17 protein-coding genes are annotated in these 19,581 nt (G+C 62.5%); 13 read left to right on the top strand and 4 right to left on the bottom strand.

The annotated features are described in order from the left end of the window. Window positions 1-45: 45 nt before the first annotated feature. Window positions 46-336 carry a co-chaperone GroES gene (locus GGR20_RS13925; RefSeq protein WP_104891883.1) on the bottom strand — a complete coding sequence of 97 codons (291 nt, stop codon included), beginning with the start codon at window positions 334-336 and terminating at the stop codon, window positions 46-48. A gap of 197 nt (window positions 337-533) precedes the next feature. Between GGR20_RS13925 and GGR20_RS13930 the strand changes: the two genes are divergently transcribed. The 4 genes from GGR20_RS13930 to GGR20_RS13945 all read left to right on the top strand — a co-directional run bounded on the left by GGR20_RS13930 (window position 534) and on the right by GGR20_RS13945 (window position 2,781). Beyond that, window positions 534-893, top strand: coding sequence for a DUF427 domain-containing protein (locus GGR20_RS13930; RefSeq protein WP_183311978.1), 360 nt, complete (start codon window positions 534-536; stop codon window positions 891-893). Window positions 894-954: 61 nt separating this feature from the next. Then, window positions 955-1,146 carry a hypothetical protein gene (locus GGR20_RS13935; RefSeq protein ID WP_183311979.1) on the top strand — a complete coding sequence of 64 codons (192 nt, stop codon included), beginning with the start codon at window positions 955-957 and terminating at the stop codon, window positions 1,144-1,146. 18 nt (window positions 1,147-1,164) lie between these two features. Next, window positions 1,165-2,133 (top strand): DMT family transporter, encoded by a 969-nt coding sequence (locus tag GGR20_RS13940; protein ID WP_246349611.1) that lies wholly within the window; start codon window positions 1,165-1,167, stop codon window positions 2,131-2,133. A gap of 285 nt (window positions 2,134-2,418) precedes the next feature. Then, a complete protein-coding gene (locus GGR20_RS13945; protein ID WP_210283189.1) occupies window positions 2,419-2,781 on the top strand; it encodes a hypothetical protein in 363 nt (120 codons plus the stop codon). On the opposite strand, the gene GGR20_RS13950 is transcribed toward GGR20_RS13945, so the two are convergent. Then, window positions 2,778-4,205 (bottom strand): sigma-54-dependent transcriptional regulator, encoded by a 1,428-nt coding sequence (locus tag GGR20_RS13950; protein WP_183311981.1) that lies wholly within the window; start codon window positions 4,203-4,205, stop codon window positions 2,778-2,780. The genes GGR20_RS13945 and GGR20_RS13950 overlap by 4 nt on opposite strands. A gap of 121 nt (window positions 4,206-4,326) precedes the next feature. On the opposite strand from GGR20_RS13950, the gene GGR20_RS13955 reads away from it, so the two are divergent. Together GGR20_RS13955 and GGR20_RS13960 are read left to right on the top strand one after the other, a co-directional pair. Beyond that, entirely contained in the window at window positions 4,327-5,547 is a 1,221-nt protein-coding gene (locus GGR20_RS13955) for an ROK family transcriptional regulator (RefSeq protein ID WP_183311982.1), read from the top strand. Between the two features lie 111 nt (window positions 5,548-5,658). Then, window positions 5,659-6,915, top strand: a complete 1,257-nt coding sequence (locus GGR20_RS13960; protein WP_183311983.1) for an EAL domain-containing protein — start codon at window positions 5,659-5,661, stop codon at window positions 6,913-6,915. A gap of 14 nt (window positions 6,916-6,929) precedes the next feature. On the opposite strand, the gene GGR20_RS13965 is transcribed toward GGR20_RS13960, so the two are convergent. Beyond that, window positions 6,930-9,377: a methyl-accepting chemotaxis protein gene (locus GGR20_RS13965; protein WP_183311984.1), complete on the bottom strand. Its 2,448-nt coding sequence runs from the start codon at window positions 9,375-9,377 to the stop codon at window positions 6,930-6,932. A gap of 223 nt (window positions 9,378-9,600) precedes the next feature. Between GGR20_RS13965 and GGR20_RS13970 the strand changes: the two genes are divergently transcribed. Continuing rightward, window positions 9,601-10,467, top strand: a complete 867-nt coding sequence (locus GGR20_RS13970; protein WP_183311985.1) for a TIGR01459 family HAD-type hydrolase — start codon at window positions 9,601-9,603, stop codon at window positions 10,465-10,467. An 8-nt stretch (window positions 10,468-10,475) separates the two neighbouring features. Beyond that, on the top strand, window positions 10,476-11,450 hold the full coding sequence (locus GGR20_RS13975; RefSeq protein ID WP_253560264.1) for a bifunctional riboflavin kinase/FAD synthetase: 975 nt from the start codon (window positions 10,476-10,478) through the stop codon (window positions 11,448-11,450). Here the strand turns inward: GGR20_RS13975 and GGR20_RS13980 are convergent. Further along, entirely contained in the window at window positions 11,447-12,520 is a 1,074-nt protein-coding gene (locus tag GGR20_RS13980) for a helix-turn-helix transcriptional regulator (RefSeq protein WP_183311987.1), read from the bottom strand. The two genes, GGR20_RS13975 and GGR20_RS13980, sit on opposite strands and share 4 nt — an antisense overlap. Before the next feature lie 314 nt (window positions 12,521-12,834). On the opposite strand from GGR20_RS13980, the gene ileS reads away from it, so the two are divergent. The 5 genes from ileS (at window position 12,835) to rsmD (ending at window position 19,566) form a co-directional block, all read left to right on the top strand. Next, a complete protein-coding gene (gene ileS / locus GGR20_RS13985) occupies window positions 12,835-15,813 on the top strand; it encodes an isoleucine--tRNA ligase (RefSeq protein ID WP_183311988.1) in 2,979 nt (992 codons plus the stop codon). A 33-nt stretch (window positions 15,814-15,846) separates the two neighbouring features. Further along, entirely contained in the window at window positions 15,847-16,383 is a 537-nt protein-coding gene (gene lspA / locus GGR20_RS13990) for a signal peptidase II (RefSeq protein WP_253560261.1), read from the top strand. Window positions 16,384-16,469: 86 nt separating this feature from the next. After that, window positions 16,470-17,162, top strand: coding sequence for a hypothetical protein (locus GGR20_RS13995; RefSeq protein WP_183311989.1), 693 nt, complete (start codon window positions 16,470-16,472; stop codon window positions 17,160-17,162). Between the two features lie 124 nt (window positions 17,163-17,286). Further along, window positions 17,287-19,005, top strand: a complete 1,719-nt coding sequence (locus tag GGR20_RS14000) for a pseudouridine synthase (RefSeq protein ID WP_246349612.1) — start codon at window positions 17,287-17,289, stop codon at window positions 19,003-19,005. 6 nt (window positions 19,006-19,011) lie between these two features. After that, on the top strand, window positions 19,012-19,566 hold the full coding sequence (gene rsmD / locus GGR20_RS14005) for a 16S rRNA (guanine(966)-N(2))-methyltransferase RsmD (RefSeq protein ID WP_183311991.1): 555 nt from the start codon (window positions 19,012-19,014) through the stop codon (window positions 19,564-19,566). Window positions 19,567-19,581: the final 15 nt, after the last annotated feature.

Consider the following 19,581-nt stretch of genomic DNA (forward strand, 5'->3'; position numbering starts at 1 on the left):
AATATCTGTTGAGTGGGAACGACAAAAAAGACGGGAGAAGCCGAATTAGGCTTCGATCACGCCCATGATGTCGCTTTCCTTCATGATGATCAGGTCTTCGCCATTGAGCTTGACCTCGGTGCCGCTCCACTTGCCGAACAGCACACGATCACCGGCCTTGACGTCGAGGGCGACAACCTTGCCGCTCTCGTCGCGGGCGCCGGGGCCCACGGATACGATCACGCCCTCAGAGGGCTTTTCCTTGGCGGTATCGGGAATGATGATCCCGCCTTTGGTCTTTTCTTCACTGTCGACGCGACGGACGACCACGCGGTCATGCAGGGGACGGAAGCCCATGTTTTGTTCCTCTTGGCATCATTTCTGAATGCAATTTCGGACCTGTTAGCACTCGCTTTAGGTGAGTGCTAACAGGCTGTCGGGGATATAGGGATCGAGCCGGTCCAGAGTCAAGGCGAGTGAACCGAAGTTTTCACTCATGCGTTAGCAAGCCAGCACGACATATTCGAGACATCGTCCAGCACAAGGTGGTTCATATGGCCCAGACGACCCAATCAACGCCCCAGATAGTTCCAGTCGAGGGAAGGGTGCACATTTCTTTCGACGATGCCGAGATCGCCAGCTCAACCAAGGCCCAGCGGCTGGAACGCAGCGGCATGGACTCGCAGATTTTCGTGCCGCTCGACGACGTCCATCCCGGCATCCTGGAGGCATCCGATACCAAGCGCACCGATGCCGGGCCCGGTGAGGCACACTTCTATACGATAAAGACATTGACCGCCAATGGCGCCGACGAGGCCTGGTACTATCCCTATGCCGAGGGTGATTACGCGCCGATCCGAGACATGCTGACATTCGGTGGCAACCGGATATCGGTCCGCGTCTCCCAGGTCTGAGCCGCGCAAGGCCGCATATTCCCCCTTCCCCCCGATCCAAGTCTGGGCCATAAGCACAGTTATGAGCGAACAATCCTCCTTGCAGATCAAGCTGCGCCGCACCGGCGGCGTTGGGGCTAATACCAATTGGCATTGGGAGGTCCAGGACGCGTCTGGCTCGGTCCTCAAGACCGGCAGTGCAGTCGGCCCTGAGCACAAGGCCTTTGCCACGGCCCGCATCGCCAAGGAAAAGCTGGAAGCTGCGGGCAAATAGGCCCCGGACAGGACCGAATTGACAGCGCCATCTGCCGAGCCTGCTGACGCGCCAGCCAAAGGCGATTTGGGTGGTCCGCTGCGCGGCATTGCGCTCAAGATTGCGTCGGTCTGTTGCTTCGTGGTCATGGCGACCATGCTCAAGGCCACACTCACCATCCCTTCGGGTCAAATGGTGTTCTTCCGCTCCTTCTTCGCGCTCCTGCCTGTCTTGGGTTATCTGGCCTGGAAGGGCAATCTGACGCGCGCCTTTCAAACCAAAAGGCCGCTGGGGCACATCCTGCGTGGTCTGATCGGCGTGTCGTCCATGAGCCTGGGCTTTTTTGCGCTCACCCGCCTGCCGCTGCCAGAAGCAACGGCCATTGGCTACGCGGCCCCGCTGATCATCGTCATTCTCTCGGCGGTTTTGCTGCGCGAAAGCGTGCATGTCTTCCGCTGGACCACCGTCCTTGTGGGACTCGCTGGGGTGTTGGTCATTCTCTGGCCGCGCCTGACCGTATTCTCCGGCGAAACGCCGATGGGCGATGCTCAATCCATCGGCGCCATTGCCGCGCTCTGTGCCGCTGTCCTGTCTGCATTCGCCATGTTGCAGGTCCGCACCCTGGTGCAGACCGAGCGCACCGAAGCCATCGTCACCTATTTCTTTATCAGCGCCAGCACCATCAGCCTGTCCACTATCCCCCTGGGCTGGGTCTGGCCCACGCCTGAACAGGCTGCATTGCTGGTTGGGGCAGGGTTCTTCGGCGGTATTGGCCAGCTTCTTCTGACTTCATGCTACCGCTATGCCGACATGTCCGTCATTGCGCCTTTTGAATACGTCTCGCTGCTCCTGACCATCATCATCGGCTTCGTCATCTTCGCCGATGTGCCGACAGCAGCCATGCTGATCGGGGCCCTGATCATTGTTGCGTCGGGCATTGCCGTCATCCTGCGAGAGCGCTACCTGGGCCTTGATCGCGCCAAGTCGCGCCAAGCCAACACGCCCTAAGGCGCCTCGATATCGTCGCGTTAGTTAGATGGTGCGGCTACCGCCGTCGCAACCAATGGGAAACCGATTTCGGGCCATTGGACATTGTCCAGCTTTGGCGTGAGCACGACGATTGCTAGAGCTGCCGCTACGCCTGTCTTGAGCCTCTTGGCTCTTCTGCGTTTTTGGGCGATGGTAAGCACTTGAATTCACCTCTCTTTTCAGGTGAATAATGCGCCTGTGCGGCGGCGGGTTGCATCGGACTTGATCACGTTACACTGGGGCAGAATGGCACAAGCGGCAGCAATGTTTTTCGTAGCCCTGATGGGCGGCCTAGCGATCTTTCAGGGCGTTCTCATCGCGGGCGCGCCCTTGGGACACTTTGCCTGGGGCGGCCAGCATCGCATCCTGCCACGTCGCTTGCGCATCGGCAGTGCAGTGGCCATCGTGCTTTACGGACTGTTTGCGCTTATCCTGATGATGCGGGTCGGCTTGCTGGCGCCGTGGCCGGATACAAGCTGGATCAAGTTCGCCAGCTGGGTCATCCTTGCCTACATGGCACTTGGAGTGGTGATGAACGCGATTTCACGCAGCCTGCCCGAACGCCTCACCATGACGCCTCTGGTCGCCGTGTTGTTGGGGCTAACCCTGATTGTGGCGCTCTCCTAGCCGGTCGCCGCCAGTTCCGACCAGCTCTGGCGCTTGCGATAGATTGTCGACGGACTGATTTCCAGCGCCGCCGCGGCCATGGAGATATTGCCACCGAATGTGGCAATGGCATCCTCGATAATGCGCTGTTCCTGCTGCCACATCGGCAGCACGGTGCGTTTTTCGGAGCGCGGCGCTTCGACCCGTGCAGGCGTTGGGACCCGCGACTCGATATCGGCCGCTTCAATCATATCAGTGGTGATCTGGCCACCATCGAACATGACGACCAGCCGGCGCACCAAATTCTGCAATTGGCGAACATTGCCAGGCCAATCCGCCGCCGTCAGCCGCTGCGCTGCTTCCGGGGTGACGCCCAGGAAGCTCTTGTGCTCTTCCTGGGCATAGCGTGAGAGAAAATGCCGGGTCAGCAGCATGATGTCGCTTGGCCGTTGCCGGAGCGGGGGCAGATGAATGGGCAGCACATGCAGGCGATAGAAAAGATCTTCGCGAAACTGCCTGTCGGCGATCATCTGCATGGGATTGCGATTGGTGGCGCAGATGACGCGCACATCCACCTTTCGGGCCGCCGTCTCGCCAACGCGCGACAGGCAGCCGGTCTGCAAAAACCGCAACAGCTTGGATTGCAGCGACAAGTCAAGCTCGCCGACCTCATCGAGAAACAATGTGCCGCCATCGGCCAGTTCGGCTGCGCCCTTGCGATCTTCATGCGCGCCGGTAAAGGCGCCGCGCACCACCCCGAACAATTCGCTTTCCATCAGGTCGCGCGGAATGGCCGCACAATTGATCGCCACAAACCGGCTGGCCGCGCGCCGCCCGCGGCCATGCAGGGCCTCGGCACAGACATCCTTGCCAGTGCCGCTTTCCCCCGTGATGAAGACCGGCGCCGCCGAGGCGGCCACCCGTCCAATCTGCTCGTAGAGAAACTGCATTGCGCTGGACGCGCCGACAAATCCGGCAAAATCGGACACTTCAGGCTCGGGGGTGACTTCTACCCCCAGCGAGCGCGGCCGCCCATGCCGCTGGGCGAGCTCCGCCAGGCGTCCGGCCAGCGTGCTGCCACCGGCAGGCTTGGCGAGATAATCGTGCGCGCCGGCACGCATGGCGGCTAGCGCGGCACTCACCGACCCGCTATCGGCCACGGCCAGGATCAGCGCGCCATCGGCCAGGCGCACCAGGCGGCTCATGGCGTCTTCTACATTGGCTGCAAGATCGCCCAGGCTGGCGAGTTCGCAGATGATGACGTCATAACGCAGCTTGCGCAGGTGGTCCGCCGCCTCACGGCCGGTTTGGGCATGGGTAATCTGAGGGGCAACCAGCAGGGCTTCTGACAATTCGGCGCTGGTCTGATGGGCGCATGCGTCATCGTGGTCGATCAGCAGAAGCCGGCCGCACAGCACATTGTCGCTTCCGCTCGTCTTCGTCATGCCGCTATATACCTTATTCCGTCCGCAACCGGACCGTTCTTGTCGTTCATCCAAGTGTTGTCGATTAGGGTAAATATTCCGTTCTTGCACCTGCCAACCAAACAGCGTTTATCTCTGCGCCATGCGTGACCTACCCGATCAGGATGTGTTCGAACCAATTGTGCGCGGCATCACCCAATCGGGGGTGCGGCTGGCCAATGAACGCGCGGTTCTGACCCTGATTGCAGGCATTCCCGGCGTTTCGAACGCAGACATTGCCCGCCGCTCTGGTCTGGGGCCCCAAACCACAGCGCGCATCCTTGCCGATCTCGAAACGCGTCACCTCATCACTCGCGGCGAGGTGTTACGCGGGCGACGTGGCCAACCCGCGACCCCCTACCAACTCAACCCGCAAGGTGGTTATTCGGTGGGCGTGGAGATCGGCTGGCAGCACGTCGAAATTCTTCTGCAGAATATCGCCGGCCAACCCATCGCGGCCACGCGGCGCTTCCACGACTATCCTAATCCCGAGACAGTCTTCACCGAAATCGCCGCCGACGTCGAAGCGCTGGTCTCAAATCTCCCCGATGACCAGCGCGGCCGAGTCGCAGGGGTAGGGGTTACCTCGCCGGGAAATTTCGGCCCCTTGCTTGCCCATGTGGGAGCGCCCCCATACACCATCGATGCATGGGCCGAAATTGATGTGGGACCACGCCTGACACAGGAGACCGGCTTGCCCGCGCTCTGGGTCAATGATGGCAGTGCAGCAGCCTGGCGCGAGATCACCGCCCACCCCGCGCCGCGGCCCAAGGGCCTGGCCAGCTTTTTTGTCGGGACCTTCGTCGGCGGCGGTGTTGTGTCCGAGGGGGCGCTGGTAGAAGGACCATATGGCAATGGTGCCGACTTGGGCGCGATTGTCGTGCACGATCGGGCAGGCAAACCGGCGTACCTGCACCTAGCGGCCTCGCTTCACGCCCTTGTCTTGAAAGCCATCGATGCGGGTTATGCTGCGCCCGTGGGGTCGCCGCGCAAATGGGACTGGGCTGCGCTCGCGCCGGTGGTAACGCAATGGCTCGATGATGCCGGCCACGCGCTTGCGCAAGCCATTCTGAGCACCACGGCCATGACCGAGGTGGATATTGTTGCGCTCAACGGCGATCTGCCCGAATCGATCCTGTCGCGCCTCGTGGAGTCCACCAGTATCCATCTTGCCCAGTTTCCCGTCTTGCTCGCCCATCGGCCACGACTGACCACGGGTTTGGGTGGGCCCTCGGCAGTTGCGCTGGGAGCGGCCCAATTGCTGTTGTTCCGGCGGCATTTTTCACGCGCCTGGGAGTTGTTTGACCCCGCTCAGGAAAAATAGGCCGGGGGAAGCGCATTTGCGGTGCTTTTTCCCAGATGTCGGGGGTGCTAAGTAAAACAGGCCGAATCCCGGCGAATGACAAGGGGTTTCAGGTCCGCCGTGCAGGCACTTGTGTATTCGTTCATTGCGCTATCCGCAGCCGGATTGGGGGCGTTGGCCTATTTTGGCCTGACCTTCACCCCGGCCAATGCGATTCTTGTCGCTGTAGTGTTCGGTTGCGCCTGTGTCGTGCTGATGGAGCGTGTGCTGCGCCAGCGCGCCGAAAACCGCCTCGAACGAGCCATAGAAGACTTGTCCAGGCTGCTTTCGACTGATGCCCAGGCGGGCGCCGTCCTGGGGCAGCGCATCAACACCATTGCCGATCTCAATCCGGGCCAGCGGCTGGAAACGGTGGAGGCCGACATCTCCGTGCTCGGCACGGTCATCCGCCAGGTCGCCGAGGCTGTCGCCGAGGTCGAGGACAAACTGGCCAAGGTCAATGCCACGCGTCCGGCCGATACCCGCCCATCCGATGCGCGTATGATTTCGGCGCCACCGCCTTCGCCTGCTACCCCAATTGTCGTGCCAGACCCCGAACCGGTTATTCCGCTCGAAGTTTTGCGCCAGGCCATCGAGGAAAACCGCCTCGTCCACCACATTCGGCCCATTGTGCGCCTGCCGCAGCGCCGCGCCATTGGCTATGACTTGGTGCCCAGGCTGATGCTCGAAGATGGCGAATTGGCCGATGCGCCCGATTTCATGCCGCGTCGCGGCGGCAAGGACATCATCCGGCTTGTCGAGGGGACCGGGTTGGTTGAGGCCGTCGCGATTGCCCGCCGCTCGCGCACCGGCGGTCGACCGGCCGTTCTGCATATCCCACTGTCGCGGGCCAGCCTCGGCGACGAGGCCTCGGCCGAGCAATTGCTGGCCACGCTCGATGCCAATCGCGCCATTGCCGACGCCCTGACGTTTCTGGTCAGTGAGAGCGAGTGGCTGGAACTGACCACGCGCGAGCGTGCCGTAGTTGAACAGATTGCGCGCAAGGGCGCCGGATTCTCCCTTGCCCGCATGAAGTCGCTGCGTATCGATTTGGCCGATGCCGCTGCACTCGGCGTGCGGTCCCTGCGTGTCGACGCGGCCAGCTTCATCGAAAGTCCGGACCGGTTCACCGACTTCCACATTTCCGATATCGCCAACTACATGGCGCGCTTCGAAGTGTCGCTGCTGGCGACCGGCATCACCAGCGAACGGCAGATCGTCGAACTGCTCGACAATGATATCCTGCAGGTTCAGGGCGACCATATCGCAGCCGCCGGCCCAGTTCGCAGCGATCTGGTTCTCGAACCGGCCCGAGCGTCCGCCCAGCCATTGCGCCGGGCGGAGCTGTAACTTCAGCGAATCTGCTAGCGGCCCAAACCGCCAACCGCCCGCTTGAGCCCACCCAGCAGCCTGCGTGCGCCGCTTTGCTCGGGCTCCGTAGTAGCTGCGCGCGCTTGGTCACTGCTGCGTCCGAGCGTGAAAATGCCGATCACCCGGTCCAGTTCTCCCGCTTGGACTTCGGTTTGCTCGATCGCGGCATTGGTTTCTTCGACCAGGGCCGCATTGTGCTGGGTCATTTCGTCGAGCTGGCGCACCGCGACATTGACCTCTTCGATGGCCGAGGCCTGCTCGCGGCTGGCGCGCGCCATGCCTTCAAGCAGGCTGGCATTGGCGCTGATCCCGCTCTGCACTGCCAGCAGGCGCTCTGCCGCTTCAGCCACCAGCTTGGAACCACCCTGCACTTCGTTTGCGCTCTGTTCGATCAACACCTTGACCTCCGAGGAGGCCTGGGCGGCACTCTGAGCCAAGCGTCGCACTTCGACGGCCACCACAGCGAAACCCTTGCCCGCCTCGCCGGCACGTGCAGCTTCCACCGAAGCGTTCAACGCCAGCAGATTGGTCTGGAAGGCGATGTCGTCGATCAGACCGATAATATTAGAGATTTTGGCCGAGGACTGGGTAATGCGCGCCATCGCGGTATTGGCTTCACCCATCACTGCGCCGCTGGCTTCGGCTTCCGTGGACACGGTACGAGCTTGCTTGCTGGCCTCGGCCGCTTCCACGGCGTTCTGCGCTACGGTATCGCGCAATTGTTCCATCGTGGCCGAGGTTTCCTCGATCGTGGCGGCCTGTCGCGTGGTGCGTTCGCTCAGATCGTTGGCGCCCGATAGAATTTCGCCGGTGGCGGTCTTGAGAGCGCCTGAAGTGTCCCGCAATTGGCTGATAATCTCCCCCAATTGCTCGGCTACCCCATTGGTGTCTGTCTTGAGCTTGTCGAAGGCGCCTTTATAGGTGCCGGTCACCCGTAGGCTGAGATCAGCCTTGGCCAGCGCCGCCAGCACTTCGCCGGTTTCGCCGATGCCACGATCGACCGTTGAGAGCAGCTCGTTGACATTGCTCGCCAGCCGCTTGAGGTCGGGGTCGGCCATTTCAGTATTGGCGCGAAGCGTGAAATCGCCCTCAATGGCCGCGCCGACCACACGGTCGATATCGGCTTGCAGCTCCTGCATGCGCAGTGCCTGGTCGGCCCGCTCCTCGTTCAGACTATCTTCGCTGGCCCGCAACTCGGCGATCCTCAAGCCGTTCTGGCGGAACACTTCCACCGCCTTGGCCATGTCGCCCAACTCGTCGGCACGCTCGAGGCCCGGCACATCGGTTTCGAACTGGTTGCCGGCGATCTCGCTCATCGTATTGGTCAGCCTGGCGACCGGGCGGGTAATGGTCCGCGCGATCAATACGCTGCAGAGCGCCGAAAGGGCCAGCAGCACCGCACCAATCACGATCATGGTGTTGCGCAGGCCCGCCGAGGGGGCAAGGATTTCCGCAGTGTTCTCCACCGCCACCACAGCCCAGTCCGAGCCGCCAAAAGAGAGCGGGCGGGCCGCCGCCACATGTGAACCGCCGTCGAAATCGGGCAGCACCCCGATGCCCGGCGTGCCATCGAGTGCAGCCGCCACCACTGGGCCGTTCAATGACAAGGTCAGTGCTTCATCCGCTTCCGTTCCCGGAGGGTTATTGCGCACCAGTCCGTCCTGACCCACCAGAAAGACACGCCCGCTCTCGCCTAGCCCCTTGGTACGGGCCAGCACCTCGCTGATCCGTCCCAGCGGCATCTGATAGGCCAGCACGCCCGCCTGCAGGCCCTGGTCATAAACCGGCGCGGCAATAAAGCTCGCCGGCGCATCATTGCTCGGGCCATAGGGGGCAAAATCGGTCAGGAACACATCGCCAGGATTGCCTACCATTGCGGCGCGCACCACCTTGCCCAGATCCGAGTCCGCCCAGAGCCCGCCATTCTCGGCGAAGCTCGTGCCGAAATCGGTTTCCTTCTGCACCGAGTAGACGTTGTTGCCACTCAGGTCGAACAGGAAGACATCGTAATAGCCGCGCGTCTGCAGCAAGTTGCGAAATTCATTGTGCTGGGCGCGGTGGATCTGGTCATAGACCGAAAGTTTTTCCGAAGTGTCGAGCAACAGGCGCTCCCCATTGGGGTGCGGATTGTTCGCCACATAGGCGTTTTGCAGCAGATCGGCAGGTACCCCCTGGCTCTTAAGCGAATGCACGGCCCCGGTGAACGAATAGATCGCCGCGGCCACATCCTTGCGGCCGGCGAACAGCATCAGGTCCTGCCGCACTTCGGACAGATAAGCATCGAGCGCCGCCGTGGCATTGTCCGCCGCCGAATTGAGGCGCTGCTGGGCCTGGCTTGTGACGATGGCATCGCCACTGAAATAGGCTGCAATGCCCAGGCCGGCGCCGGTAGCCACCGCGATGCCGATGACCAGGATCGGCAGGCGAAGAGAGAGTTTCATTTTGCTGAACATCGAAGGGTTGTACCTGCTTCTAGCGTGCACCGAATAACCTTGTCCGTTCGCAGCCCCCTTCCGCGCCCAGATCGTGGGCAGATCATAGGAAATCAGTGGTTAACGAAGCGAGTCTGCGTGTGTCACAGGGCGGCCATATCTGCTTTTTGCTTGATCCTGCGCCGCAAACTGCCACATAGGACCCCATGTGCCACACCAGCCAAGGCAACCCATGACTCAGCCCCTGCCAACCATTTCCGGCCTCTCCGAACTATCCGGCCGCTATGACGCCGTGCTCAGTGATGTCTGGGGGGTAATCCACAATGGGGTCTCGGCCTTTCCCGAGGCCGTCGAGGCGCTGCGGGCGTTCCGCCGGGCCGGGGGCAGGGCGGTGTTGATCACCAACGCGCCACGCCCCTCCGCGCCGATCGTCGCCATGCTCGATCGTCTCGGTGTGCCGCGCGACGCCTATGACGCAATCGTGTCCTCGGGCGACGCGACCCGCGCCATGATTGAGAAATATCGCGGCAAGGCTATCCACCATGTTGGTCCGCCGACCGAGGACGACGCCCTCTATGAGGGGCTGGACCTGCGTCGTACCGATGCGGAGGAGGCAGAGGTTGTCGTGGTGACCGATCTCGACACCGATGACGACACCCCCGAAATGTATCGCGAGCGGGCCAAGCTTTGGCTCAATCGCAGACTGCCCATGATTTGCGCCAATCCCGATCGCGTGGTCGAACATGGCGACAAGATTATCTATTGCGGTGGCGCTTTGGGTGACCTCTACTCAGCCATGGGCGGCATGGTGCACATGGCCGGCAAGCCCTATCCGCCGATCTACGAACAGGCCTTTGCTTTGGCTGAAAAGGCCGCCGGCGGCACACTGGACAAGTCCCGCGTTCTTGCCATTGGCGACAGTGTGCGCACCGATGCGGCCGGCGCAGCCCAGTTCGACATCGACCTGCTGTTCGTTACTGGGTCCATCCATGCCGCTGAGCTCGACGCCTTCGGCAAGCCCGACCCGCAGGCCATTGCCGATCTGATCGCACCCAGTCGCGCCCGCGTCGCCGGCTATCTGCCGCGTCTGGCATGGTGAGACCTGAAGTGACCGGCTTCACCCGCCTTTTCAGCCTCGCCGATATCCCCCGGGACCTGCGCGGCGCCTGCGTGGCGATTGGCAATTTCGATGGGCTGCATCGTGGCCATCAATCCATCGTGGCAGCCTTGCGGGCCCGCGCCGAAGCCGCCGGCGTCCCGGCCCTGATGCTGACCTTTGAGCCGCACCCGCGCGATGTTTTCGCGCCGTCGCCCTTCATGTTCCGCCTGACCCAGGGGGACGCCAAGGCGCGTCTGGCCAAGGCAATGGGGCTTGATGGCATCATCATCCTGCCTTTTGACAAGGCGTTTTCGCAGAACGAGGCGGAAGTGTTTGTCGAAACCATGCTGGTGGAACAACTCGGCGCCCACAGCGTGATTGTCGGCGCCGATTTCCATTTCGGCCGCCAGCGCCGTGGCACCCCTGCTTTTCTGCGGTCGTCCGGCGAGCGCTTGGGCTTTGATGTTGAAATATTGGACCTGATGGATGAGAGCGATGAACCCATTTCGTCTTCTCGCATCCGCGCCGCCCTGTCCGAAGGCGCAGTGACCGCCGCCAACCGGCTTTTGGGCTATCACTGGTTTTTTGAAGGCTGCGTGGTCAAGGGCGACCAGCGGGGCAGGGAGCTCGGCTTCCCTACGGCCAACACCATGACCCCGACCGGGTTCCAGCTTGCTCAGGGGGTCTATGCCGTCCGGGCGCGCCTTGGCGACCGCCTGCTTGATGGCGTGGCGGCCTTTGGCAAACCCATGTTCGATAATCAGTTGCCGCCTTTCGAAACGCACCTGTTCGATTTCGACGAGGATATTTACGGGCAGACCCTTGCCGTCGCCTTGGTCGGACATATTCGCGGGCAGGAGGTCTTTTCCGGTCTCGACGAGCTGATGGCGGCCATGGATCGCGATGCCACCGAGGCGCGCAGCCTGCTCGCCAATGCCACGCCGATCAGCGCGGTCGACGCAAGGCTTGGCTTCTTCGCCTAGCCATCATGCATCAACAGGCGCACCAGTTCGGTTTGCCGGCGTACCCCCGTCTTGTCGAATATGCTGGTCAGCTGGGAGCTTGCCGTCTTGTCCGATACACCGCGCATCTCGGCGGCCGCCTTGCGGCTGCCGGTTTCCACCACGGCCAGTGCCAGTTCGATTTCGGCCCGGGTCAGACCGAAGCGCTGGGTCAGATCACGCATGCGCTGGCGCATCCGGTCCTTGGGGTCTGTAACCATTAATATCGCGCAGGGGCGCAGGGGCGCGGCGTAGTGCATCTCGGCAGAACACGGGGCGCACTGGACCATCAGATCCCCGTCTTGTCCGGCCACCTGTAATCGCCCACCACCCTTGCCAGTCTGCGCAAGGCAATGCGCGATCAGCCGCACCAGGGCCTCGTGGCTTGCCATGTCGGCGCAGCCGATCTGCCCATCACGGAGCAACAATCTCCCGTCAGTCAGCATGGCCTGGGCCCTCTCATTGCAATCCAGTACCCTTCCGGACCGGTCGAGCAACACGGCGCCCTGACCGGCCATGTCCAGCGTGTCGAGGGTCATGCGATTGGCCAATTGCAGTTGCTCGAGCCATTTCCACCGCTCCACCGCACGTTGCACGTCGGGGGCAATTGCGCGCAGCAACTCGATCTGGGTCCTGGTGATCTCACTGCTTGTATTGATCACGAGCGTTCCAAACCATCCAGTGCTGCTGGCAAGGTTGAGTGCGAGCCCATGAATCAGCTTTTGCGGCACGCAGCACAGGTTGTAGAAATCGCTCCGCCGGAATTCGTCGATCTCGGGCAATGCATCGGTCAGCGTGATCGCCCCCACGCTCTGGCGGGCGACGGCATGCATGATGATGTTATTCTGATGGTAGATATCGCGATAACGGGTGATGAAGTCCGGTTCGGAGCGTGGTGCAAAGAACTCGTCGGTGCTGCCTGGCCGTCCCCCGCCCAGCACTGCTTCACTGGCGCCCAACAGGTCGGAGAGCTTCAGCAGGAAAGCTGGCCATGCCGCTTTCGACGCCGCCGTCGCCTGCAAATCCTCGCGTAGTCGCTCATGTGAGTCCATGCGCGCACCTGCTGATCGGGTTCCACACCGTAGAACGGTTTCGAACTATAGCACATAGTGGGACGCGTCAGTGCAATGCGGTCAGCTAACGGTTAAAGCTGCTGGAGGAAGGTTGAAGCGTTGTCCTTCGTCCCGCCGCTGACAACCGCTTCCCCCCATTGGCCAACCCAAATTTCTGTCCTTTCGGTGATATCACGCCACTGTTCTGGGATCGCGTTGTGCTGGCGTGAATCGGGTCGAGAAAAATCAGTCTTTGCCCCATGCGCCATGCCTTGCTAAAAGGCGCGCAATTCTTCCAAACCGATTGCCGATCCATGAACGACACCGCACCCAGCGCGACCGAAAAAGACTATTCGGCCACGCTCTTCCTGCCGGAAACCGAATTCCCGATGCGCGCTGGCCTGCCCAAGCGCGAGCCCGAATGGCTCAAGCGCTGGGAAGACATGGATATTTATGCCCTGCAGCGCGAGCAGGCTAAGGATCGTCCGCTTTTCACCCTGCATGACGGCCCCCCCTACGCCAATGGCAACATCCATATCGGCCACGCGCTGAACAAGACGCTCAAGGACATGATCTCCCGCTCCAAGCAGATGGCGGGGTTCAACTCGGCCTATGTGCCCGGTTGGGATTGCCACGGCCTGCCCATCGAATGGAAGATCGAGGAGCAGTACCGCGCCAAGGGCAAGGACAAGAACGACGTCCCGGTGGTCGAATTCCGCCAGGAATGCCGCACCTTTGCCGAGCAATGGGTCGATGTTCAGCGCGAGGAATTCAAGCGCCTTGGCATCCTGGGGGAATGGGATAATCCCTATCTCACCATGAGCTTTGACGCCGAAGCCCAGATCGCCCGCGAGCTGATGAAGGTCTCGATGAGCGGCCAGCTCTATCGCGGCTCCAAGCCCGTCATGTGGTCCGTGGTCGAACGCACCGCGCTGGCCGAAGCCGAAATCGAATATCAGGACCACGAGAGCGACACCATCTGGGTGAAGTTCCCAGTGGTTCCTCGGAACATCGTACGCGACGGTGCGGAGATGAAGGCCGATCCCCATCGCACTCCCGAGGCACTTTGGACCGCCTCCGTCGTCATCTGGACCACCACGCCTTGGACCATCCCTGCCAACCGCGCCATCAGCTTCTCGTCCCGCATCGAATACGGCCTTTACGAGGTCACCGAAGCGCCGGCCGAGAACTGGGCCAAGGTTGGCGACAAGCTGATCCTGGCCGATAAGCTGGCTGCAGAAGTCTTCACCAAGGCCAAGGTCACCGGCTTCGAAAGGCGAGCTGCTGTAGCTGCCGACGAACTGGCATCCATCACGGCCACCCACCCTCTGCGCGGCCACGCCGATGGCTACGCATTCGACGTCCCCCTGCTCGACGGCGAACACGTCACCGACGACGCCGGTACCGGCTTCGTGCACACCGCGCCCGGTCACGGCCTGGACGACTTTGGCATCTGGATGGAATCCACCCGCCTGCTCAACGAACGCGGCATCGACCCGAAGATCCCCTACTGTGTCGACGATGGCGGCTTCTACACCAAGGACGCCCCGGGCTTCGAGGGCGCCCGCGTCATCGACGACAATGGCAAGAAGGGCGACGCCAACCAGCGCGTCATCACCGCGCTTGCCGAGCATGGCAACATCATCGCTCGCGGTCGCGTCAAGCACCAATACCCTCATTCCTGGCGTTCCAAGAAGCCGGTCATCTTCCGCAACACCCCGCAGTGGTTTGTCTATATGGACAAGGACATTGAAGGGGAGGCGGGTGATACCCTGCGCGCCCGCGCCCTCAACGCCATCGATGCAACAAAGTTCTACCCTGCCACCGGGCAGAATCGCCTGCGCGCCATGATCGCCGATCGTCCCGATTGGGTCCTGTCGCGCCAGCGCGCCTGGGGCGTGCCGATCACGGTTTTTGTGCACAGGCAGAGCGGCGAAATCCTCCGCGACGAAGCGGTCAATCACCGCATCGCCCAGTCCTTCGAGGAAGAGGGCGCCGACGCCTGGTACCAGCCCGGGGCCGCCGAACGCTATCTCGGCGCCGACTACAAGGTCGAGGACTATGAGATGGTCCGCGATGTGCTCGATGTCTGGTTCGACTCGGGCTCGACCCACTCATTCGTGCTGCGCAACAAGCAGAAATGGCCGCATCTGAAATTCCCGGCCTCGATGTATCTCGAAGGCTCTGACCAGCATCGCGGCTGGTTCCACTCCTCCCTGCTCGAAAGCTGCGCCACCAATGGCCACGCCCCCTATGACAGCGTCCTCACCCATGGTTTCACCATGGATGGGGAAGGCCGCAAGATGAGCAAGTCGCTGGGCAATACCGTTGCCCCGCAGGACATCATCAAGCAGTTCGGCGCCGATATCCTCCGGCTCTGGGTCGCATCGTCCGACTATTCGGAAGATCTGCGCTTGGGCAAGGAGATCATCCAGACCACGGTCGACAGCTATCGCAAGCTCAGGAACTCCCTGCGCTGGCTGCTCGGCAATCTGGCCCATTTCAGGAAAGACGATGTCGTCGATCCCAAGGACATGCCCGAGCTTGAGCGGTTGATGCTGCACCGTCTGGCCCAGCTCGACACCGGCGTCCGCGCCGCCTTCATTGAGTATGATTATCGCAAGGTGGTGACGCTCCTCACCAACTTCATGAATATCGAGCTCTCGGCCTTCTACTTCGATGTTCGCAAGGACACGCTCTATTGCGATCCGATCTCGTCGATCAAGCGCCGCTCGGCGCTGACCGTGCTCGATCATCTGTTCAATGCGCTGACCGCCTGGCTCGCCCCCATTCTGGTCTTCACCATGGAAGAATGCTGGTTGGAACGGCACCCAGAGGAGGGCTCCTCGGTCCATCTGCGCCAGTTCCCCGACATTCCGCAGACCTGGCTGGACAACGAGCTGGCGGCCAAATGGCAGCTCATCCGTGCCGTCCGCCGTGTCGTCACCGGCGCGCTCGAAATCGAGCGTCGCGAAAAGCGCATCGGCTCCTCGCTCGAGGCCGCGCCAAAGGTGTTCCTTGCCGACGCCCGCTATGTGGTCGCGCTTGAAGGTCAGGATCTGGCCGAAATCGCCATTACATCGGCCATCGACGTCAAGCAGGACGAAGGTCCTGGTGAAGCCTTCCGCCTCGACGATGTGCCGGGCGTTTCTGTCATGCCGGCCTTGGCCGAGGGCAAGCGCTGCGCCCGCTCCTGGAAGGTCTTGCCCGAAGTCGGCTCCGACCTGGACTACCCCGACGTCTCGCCGCGCGACGCCCAGGCCCTGCGCGAACGCGCTGCTGCGGGCCTTTGAGCATTGGCCCGCTTGCGCCGCTTTGACACTTCCGTGATCGCCTCCCTCATGGTGGCGATCATCGCCTTTGGGCTGGATCGCGCGCAAAAGGCGTATCATATCGCTGCGGAATGCTACGCCATCGGCCAGGCCGCCTGCGTCAATGTCCCCTATTTCTTCGAGCCGATCACGCTGAACGGCTGGCGCGGCGGTGAAATGCTCAGCGTCACCCCGTTCTTCGACTATGTGCTGGTCTGGAACACTGGAATTTCCTATGGCTTGCTTGACGGCCTGCCGGCCTGGGCCTTGGGTGCGATCATGCTCGTCGCTATTGTGGCGCTCTCGGTCTGGTGGTGGCGCAGCACCGAATTTTTGGTGCGGCTCGGCCTGGCGCTTTGCGTGGGCGGGGCCCTCTCCAACGCGCTCGATCGTCTCATCTATGGAGCGGTGGCCGACTTCTTCCATTTTCACTGGGGAAGTTGGTCATTCTACATCTTCAATGTAGCAGATGTGGCCATCACGCTGGGCGTCATACTGCTCTTTGTTGATCTGCTGGGCCTGTCCCGCCGCCGCATAGCTAAATCGAGCTGAGCGGCAAATCATCACCGTGCTGCCAGAATCTGGTCTTAGTGCTGAGAATGCGCTATAGAGGCCGCCGATATCGTAAGGGAATTTGCATGCGGATCGCATTGACGGGGCAGGGTGCTGCCATTTCTGTCGCCACACGCACAGGTCTTGCTGCTCTCGGGCTGCTGGCCAGCCTGGCGCTTGCGGCCTGTACGACGGTGGAAGGCACCAATGCCCTGACCGATTTTGGCACCTTCGAGCGCGAAGTGATGAACACGACCGCGCGTGGCGTCGGCCTGATCCCGGGCGACGCGCCAAAGGAAGACCTGACCGCTGCGCGTGCACCACTTGTGTTGCCCAAATCCGATGCCAATTTGCCATCGCCCAGAACTCAGGTTGCCGCGGCGCAATTGCCTGCCAATAGCGACACGGTACAAATCGATACCACCAATCTCAGCGAGGCCGATCTGCGCCTGCTGCGTGATGCCCGCGTTGTCGACATGCGCACCCTTGGTGGCCGCCCGTTGACCGAAGCCGAGGCCCGTCAGCTTACCGCCCGCATGCAGGGCGCGAACATGGCCGTCTCGGCCAATAATGAGCGTCCGCTTTACCTCCCGCCGGCGGACTACTTCACCCGCGTCGGCGACGCCCAACTGGTCTGCCGCGCTGCCTCGGGTGAGTTGGTCTCCTTGCGGGATGACCGCTGCCCGGAAGACGTGCGCAAGGCTCTGCAATCTGGCGGCCCAAGGTCCACAGGTCTCGCCTCGCAAGAAGCCAAGTTCACCGATAGGGACAAGCTCTAGCAGGCTCTCTTTCGCATATTTTTAGGGGTCGGACTGATCCGGCCGCTCTGCCTATTTACCGCGCCGCCCGCCACAGCGATCCTGCTCGTGGCATCATGGGTCCCGCATGTCAGAAAGTGCTCCAATGAGCGACACCCCAAAACAACCCGAATCCGCTGATCGTCTGGCAAAAGTCATTGCCCGGGCCGGCCTCTGCTCCCGCCGCGATGCCGAGGGCTGGATTGCCGACGGCCGCGTGGCCGTCAACGGCAAGACCGTGCTCACCCCGGCCTTTAACGTCACCAGCCGCGACAAGATCGAGGTCGATGGCCTGCCGCTCGCCGCGCGCCAGGGTACCCGCGTCTGGCTCTACAATAAGCCGGCTGGTCTGGTGGTGACTGAAAAGGACCCCGAAGGCCGCCCTACGATCTTCGAGGAACTCGACCGCATGGGATTGCCGCGCGTGCTCACGGTGGGGCGTCTCGACATCAATACTGAGGGCTTGCTGCTGCTTACAAATGACGGCGGCCTCAAGCGCGTGCTGGAATTGCCTTCCACCGGCTGGCTGCGCCGCTATCGCGTGCGCGCCTTCGGTTCGGTCACCCAGACCCAGCTCGACAGCCTCAAGCACGGCATTACAGTTGATGGCGTGCAATACGGCCCGATCACCGCCACGCTGGAGCGCGAACAGGGCTCCAACGTCTGGATGGTGCTGGGCCTGCGAGAGGGCAAGAACCGCGAAGTCAAGAACGTGCTGGGTTCGCTGGGCCTCGAAGTGAACCGGTTGATCCGGATTTCCTACGGCCCGTTCCAGCTTGGCGATCTGGCCGAAGGCGGTGTCGAAATGGTCAAGGCGCGCATGTTGCGCGATCAGCTCGGCAAGAAGCTGGCCGAGTCGGCCGGTGTCGATTTCGAAAGCGAAATGCCTGATACCGCCCCGGTCCGCGATGAACGCCCGGTTCGTTCCCCGCGTGACAGGCAGCCGCTGCGTCCACGCCCCCCTATGGGCCGGGACGGCGCGCGGGATCGCGATGAGGGCCGCCCGATGCGGCCGCGCCGCATCCATTTCGAGGATGATGGGCGCGCCCCTGAGGCCTTTGAGCCCAAGGGCGATGGTCGCTCCCGTCGGGATCGCGATGAACAGCCCGCTCGCAGCTTCGGCAAATCCGCCGGCCGTCCCGAGCGGTCCGATCGCCCCGAAGGCCGCAAATCCTTTGGCGACCGGCCCCCCCGCCGCGATGGCGACAAGCCGGCGCGCGGAGGCTTTACGGACCGCCCCAAACGCGACTTTGGTGACCGGCCCGCACGTGGTCCGCGAACAGACCGTGGCTTTGAGGATCGGCCCAAGCGCAGCTTTGGCGACAAGCCGGCACGGGGCGGTTTCTCCGACCGTCCCAAGAAGGACTTTGGCGACCGCCCGAAACGCGATTTCGGTGACAAGCCTGCCCGTCCGCAGGGCGAGCGTCCTGCCCGTGGCCCGCGTCCCGAACGGAGTTTCGATGATCGCCCCAAGCGCGACCATGGCGATCGCCCGCAGCGGCCGTATGGCGACAAACCCGCGCGAGGTCCCCGCCCTGACCGACCCCAAGGCGATCGGCCGGCCCGCGGCGACCGACCCTATGGTGATCGTCCGCAGCGCGCCGACGCCCGCCCGGGCAGTAAATCCTTCGGAGACCGCAAGCCCTTCGCCGGCAAGCCCGGTCGTGCGGCCAAGCCCTATGCCGGCAAGCCTGGCGGCGCGCGTCCTGCGGGCGGCCGTCCCGGTGCCAAGCCCTATGCGGGCAAGTCCGGTGGTCCGCGGCCTACTGGCGGACGTCCCACAGGCGGGCGGCCCTCCAGTGGCCCGCGCAAGCCGAGGGGCTGATCGCGCATGCGCATCGTCGCCGGCAAATTTCGCGGCAAGCAATTGTCATCCCCCACGGATGACAGCATCCGCCCCACGTCGGACCGGGCGCGCGAGTCGATGTTCAACATTCTCGGTTCGCGGCTTGGGCCGGTGCTTGAAGGCAAGCGCGTGCTTGACCTGTTTGCCGGCACGGGGGCACTAGGTCTTGAAGCGCTTTCTCGTGGTGCGGCCCATGTCACCTTCGTCGATACTGGGGCAGAGGCGCGCGGCCTCATTCGCGATCACATCCAGGCCTTTGGCGCCGCCGGCATCACGAAGCTGCTGCGCCGCGATGCCACCGCGCTCGGCACGCCCGGTACCTTTGGTCAGTTCGACCTGATCTTTCTCGATCCACCCTATGGGCAGGGACTGGGCGAAAAGGCCCTTGCTGAACTCGCCGCCAATGGCTGGATCGCGCCCGGCGCCACTATCGTCTGGGAAGAAGCGGCCAATGTCGGGGTCACCATTCCCGTTGGCTTCGAGCTCGACGACACCCGTGAATATGGCGCGGCAGCCGTGCGGTTTCTGACTTTCGGCTAACGGCAGCAATGCAGC

The sequence above is a fragment of the Devosia subaequoris genome (assembly GCF_014197055.1).
Taxonomy (GTDB): Bacteria; Pseudomonadota; Alphaproteobacteria; order Rhizobiales; family Devosiaceae; genus Devosia; species Devosia subaequoris.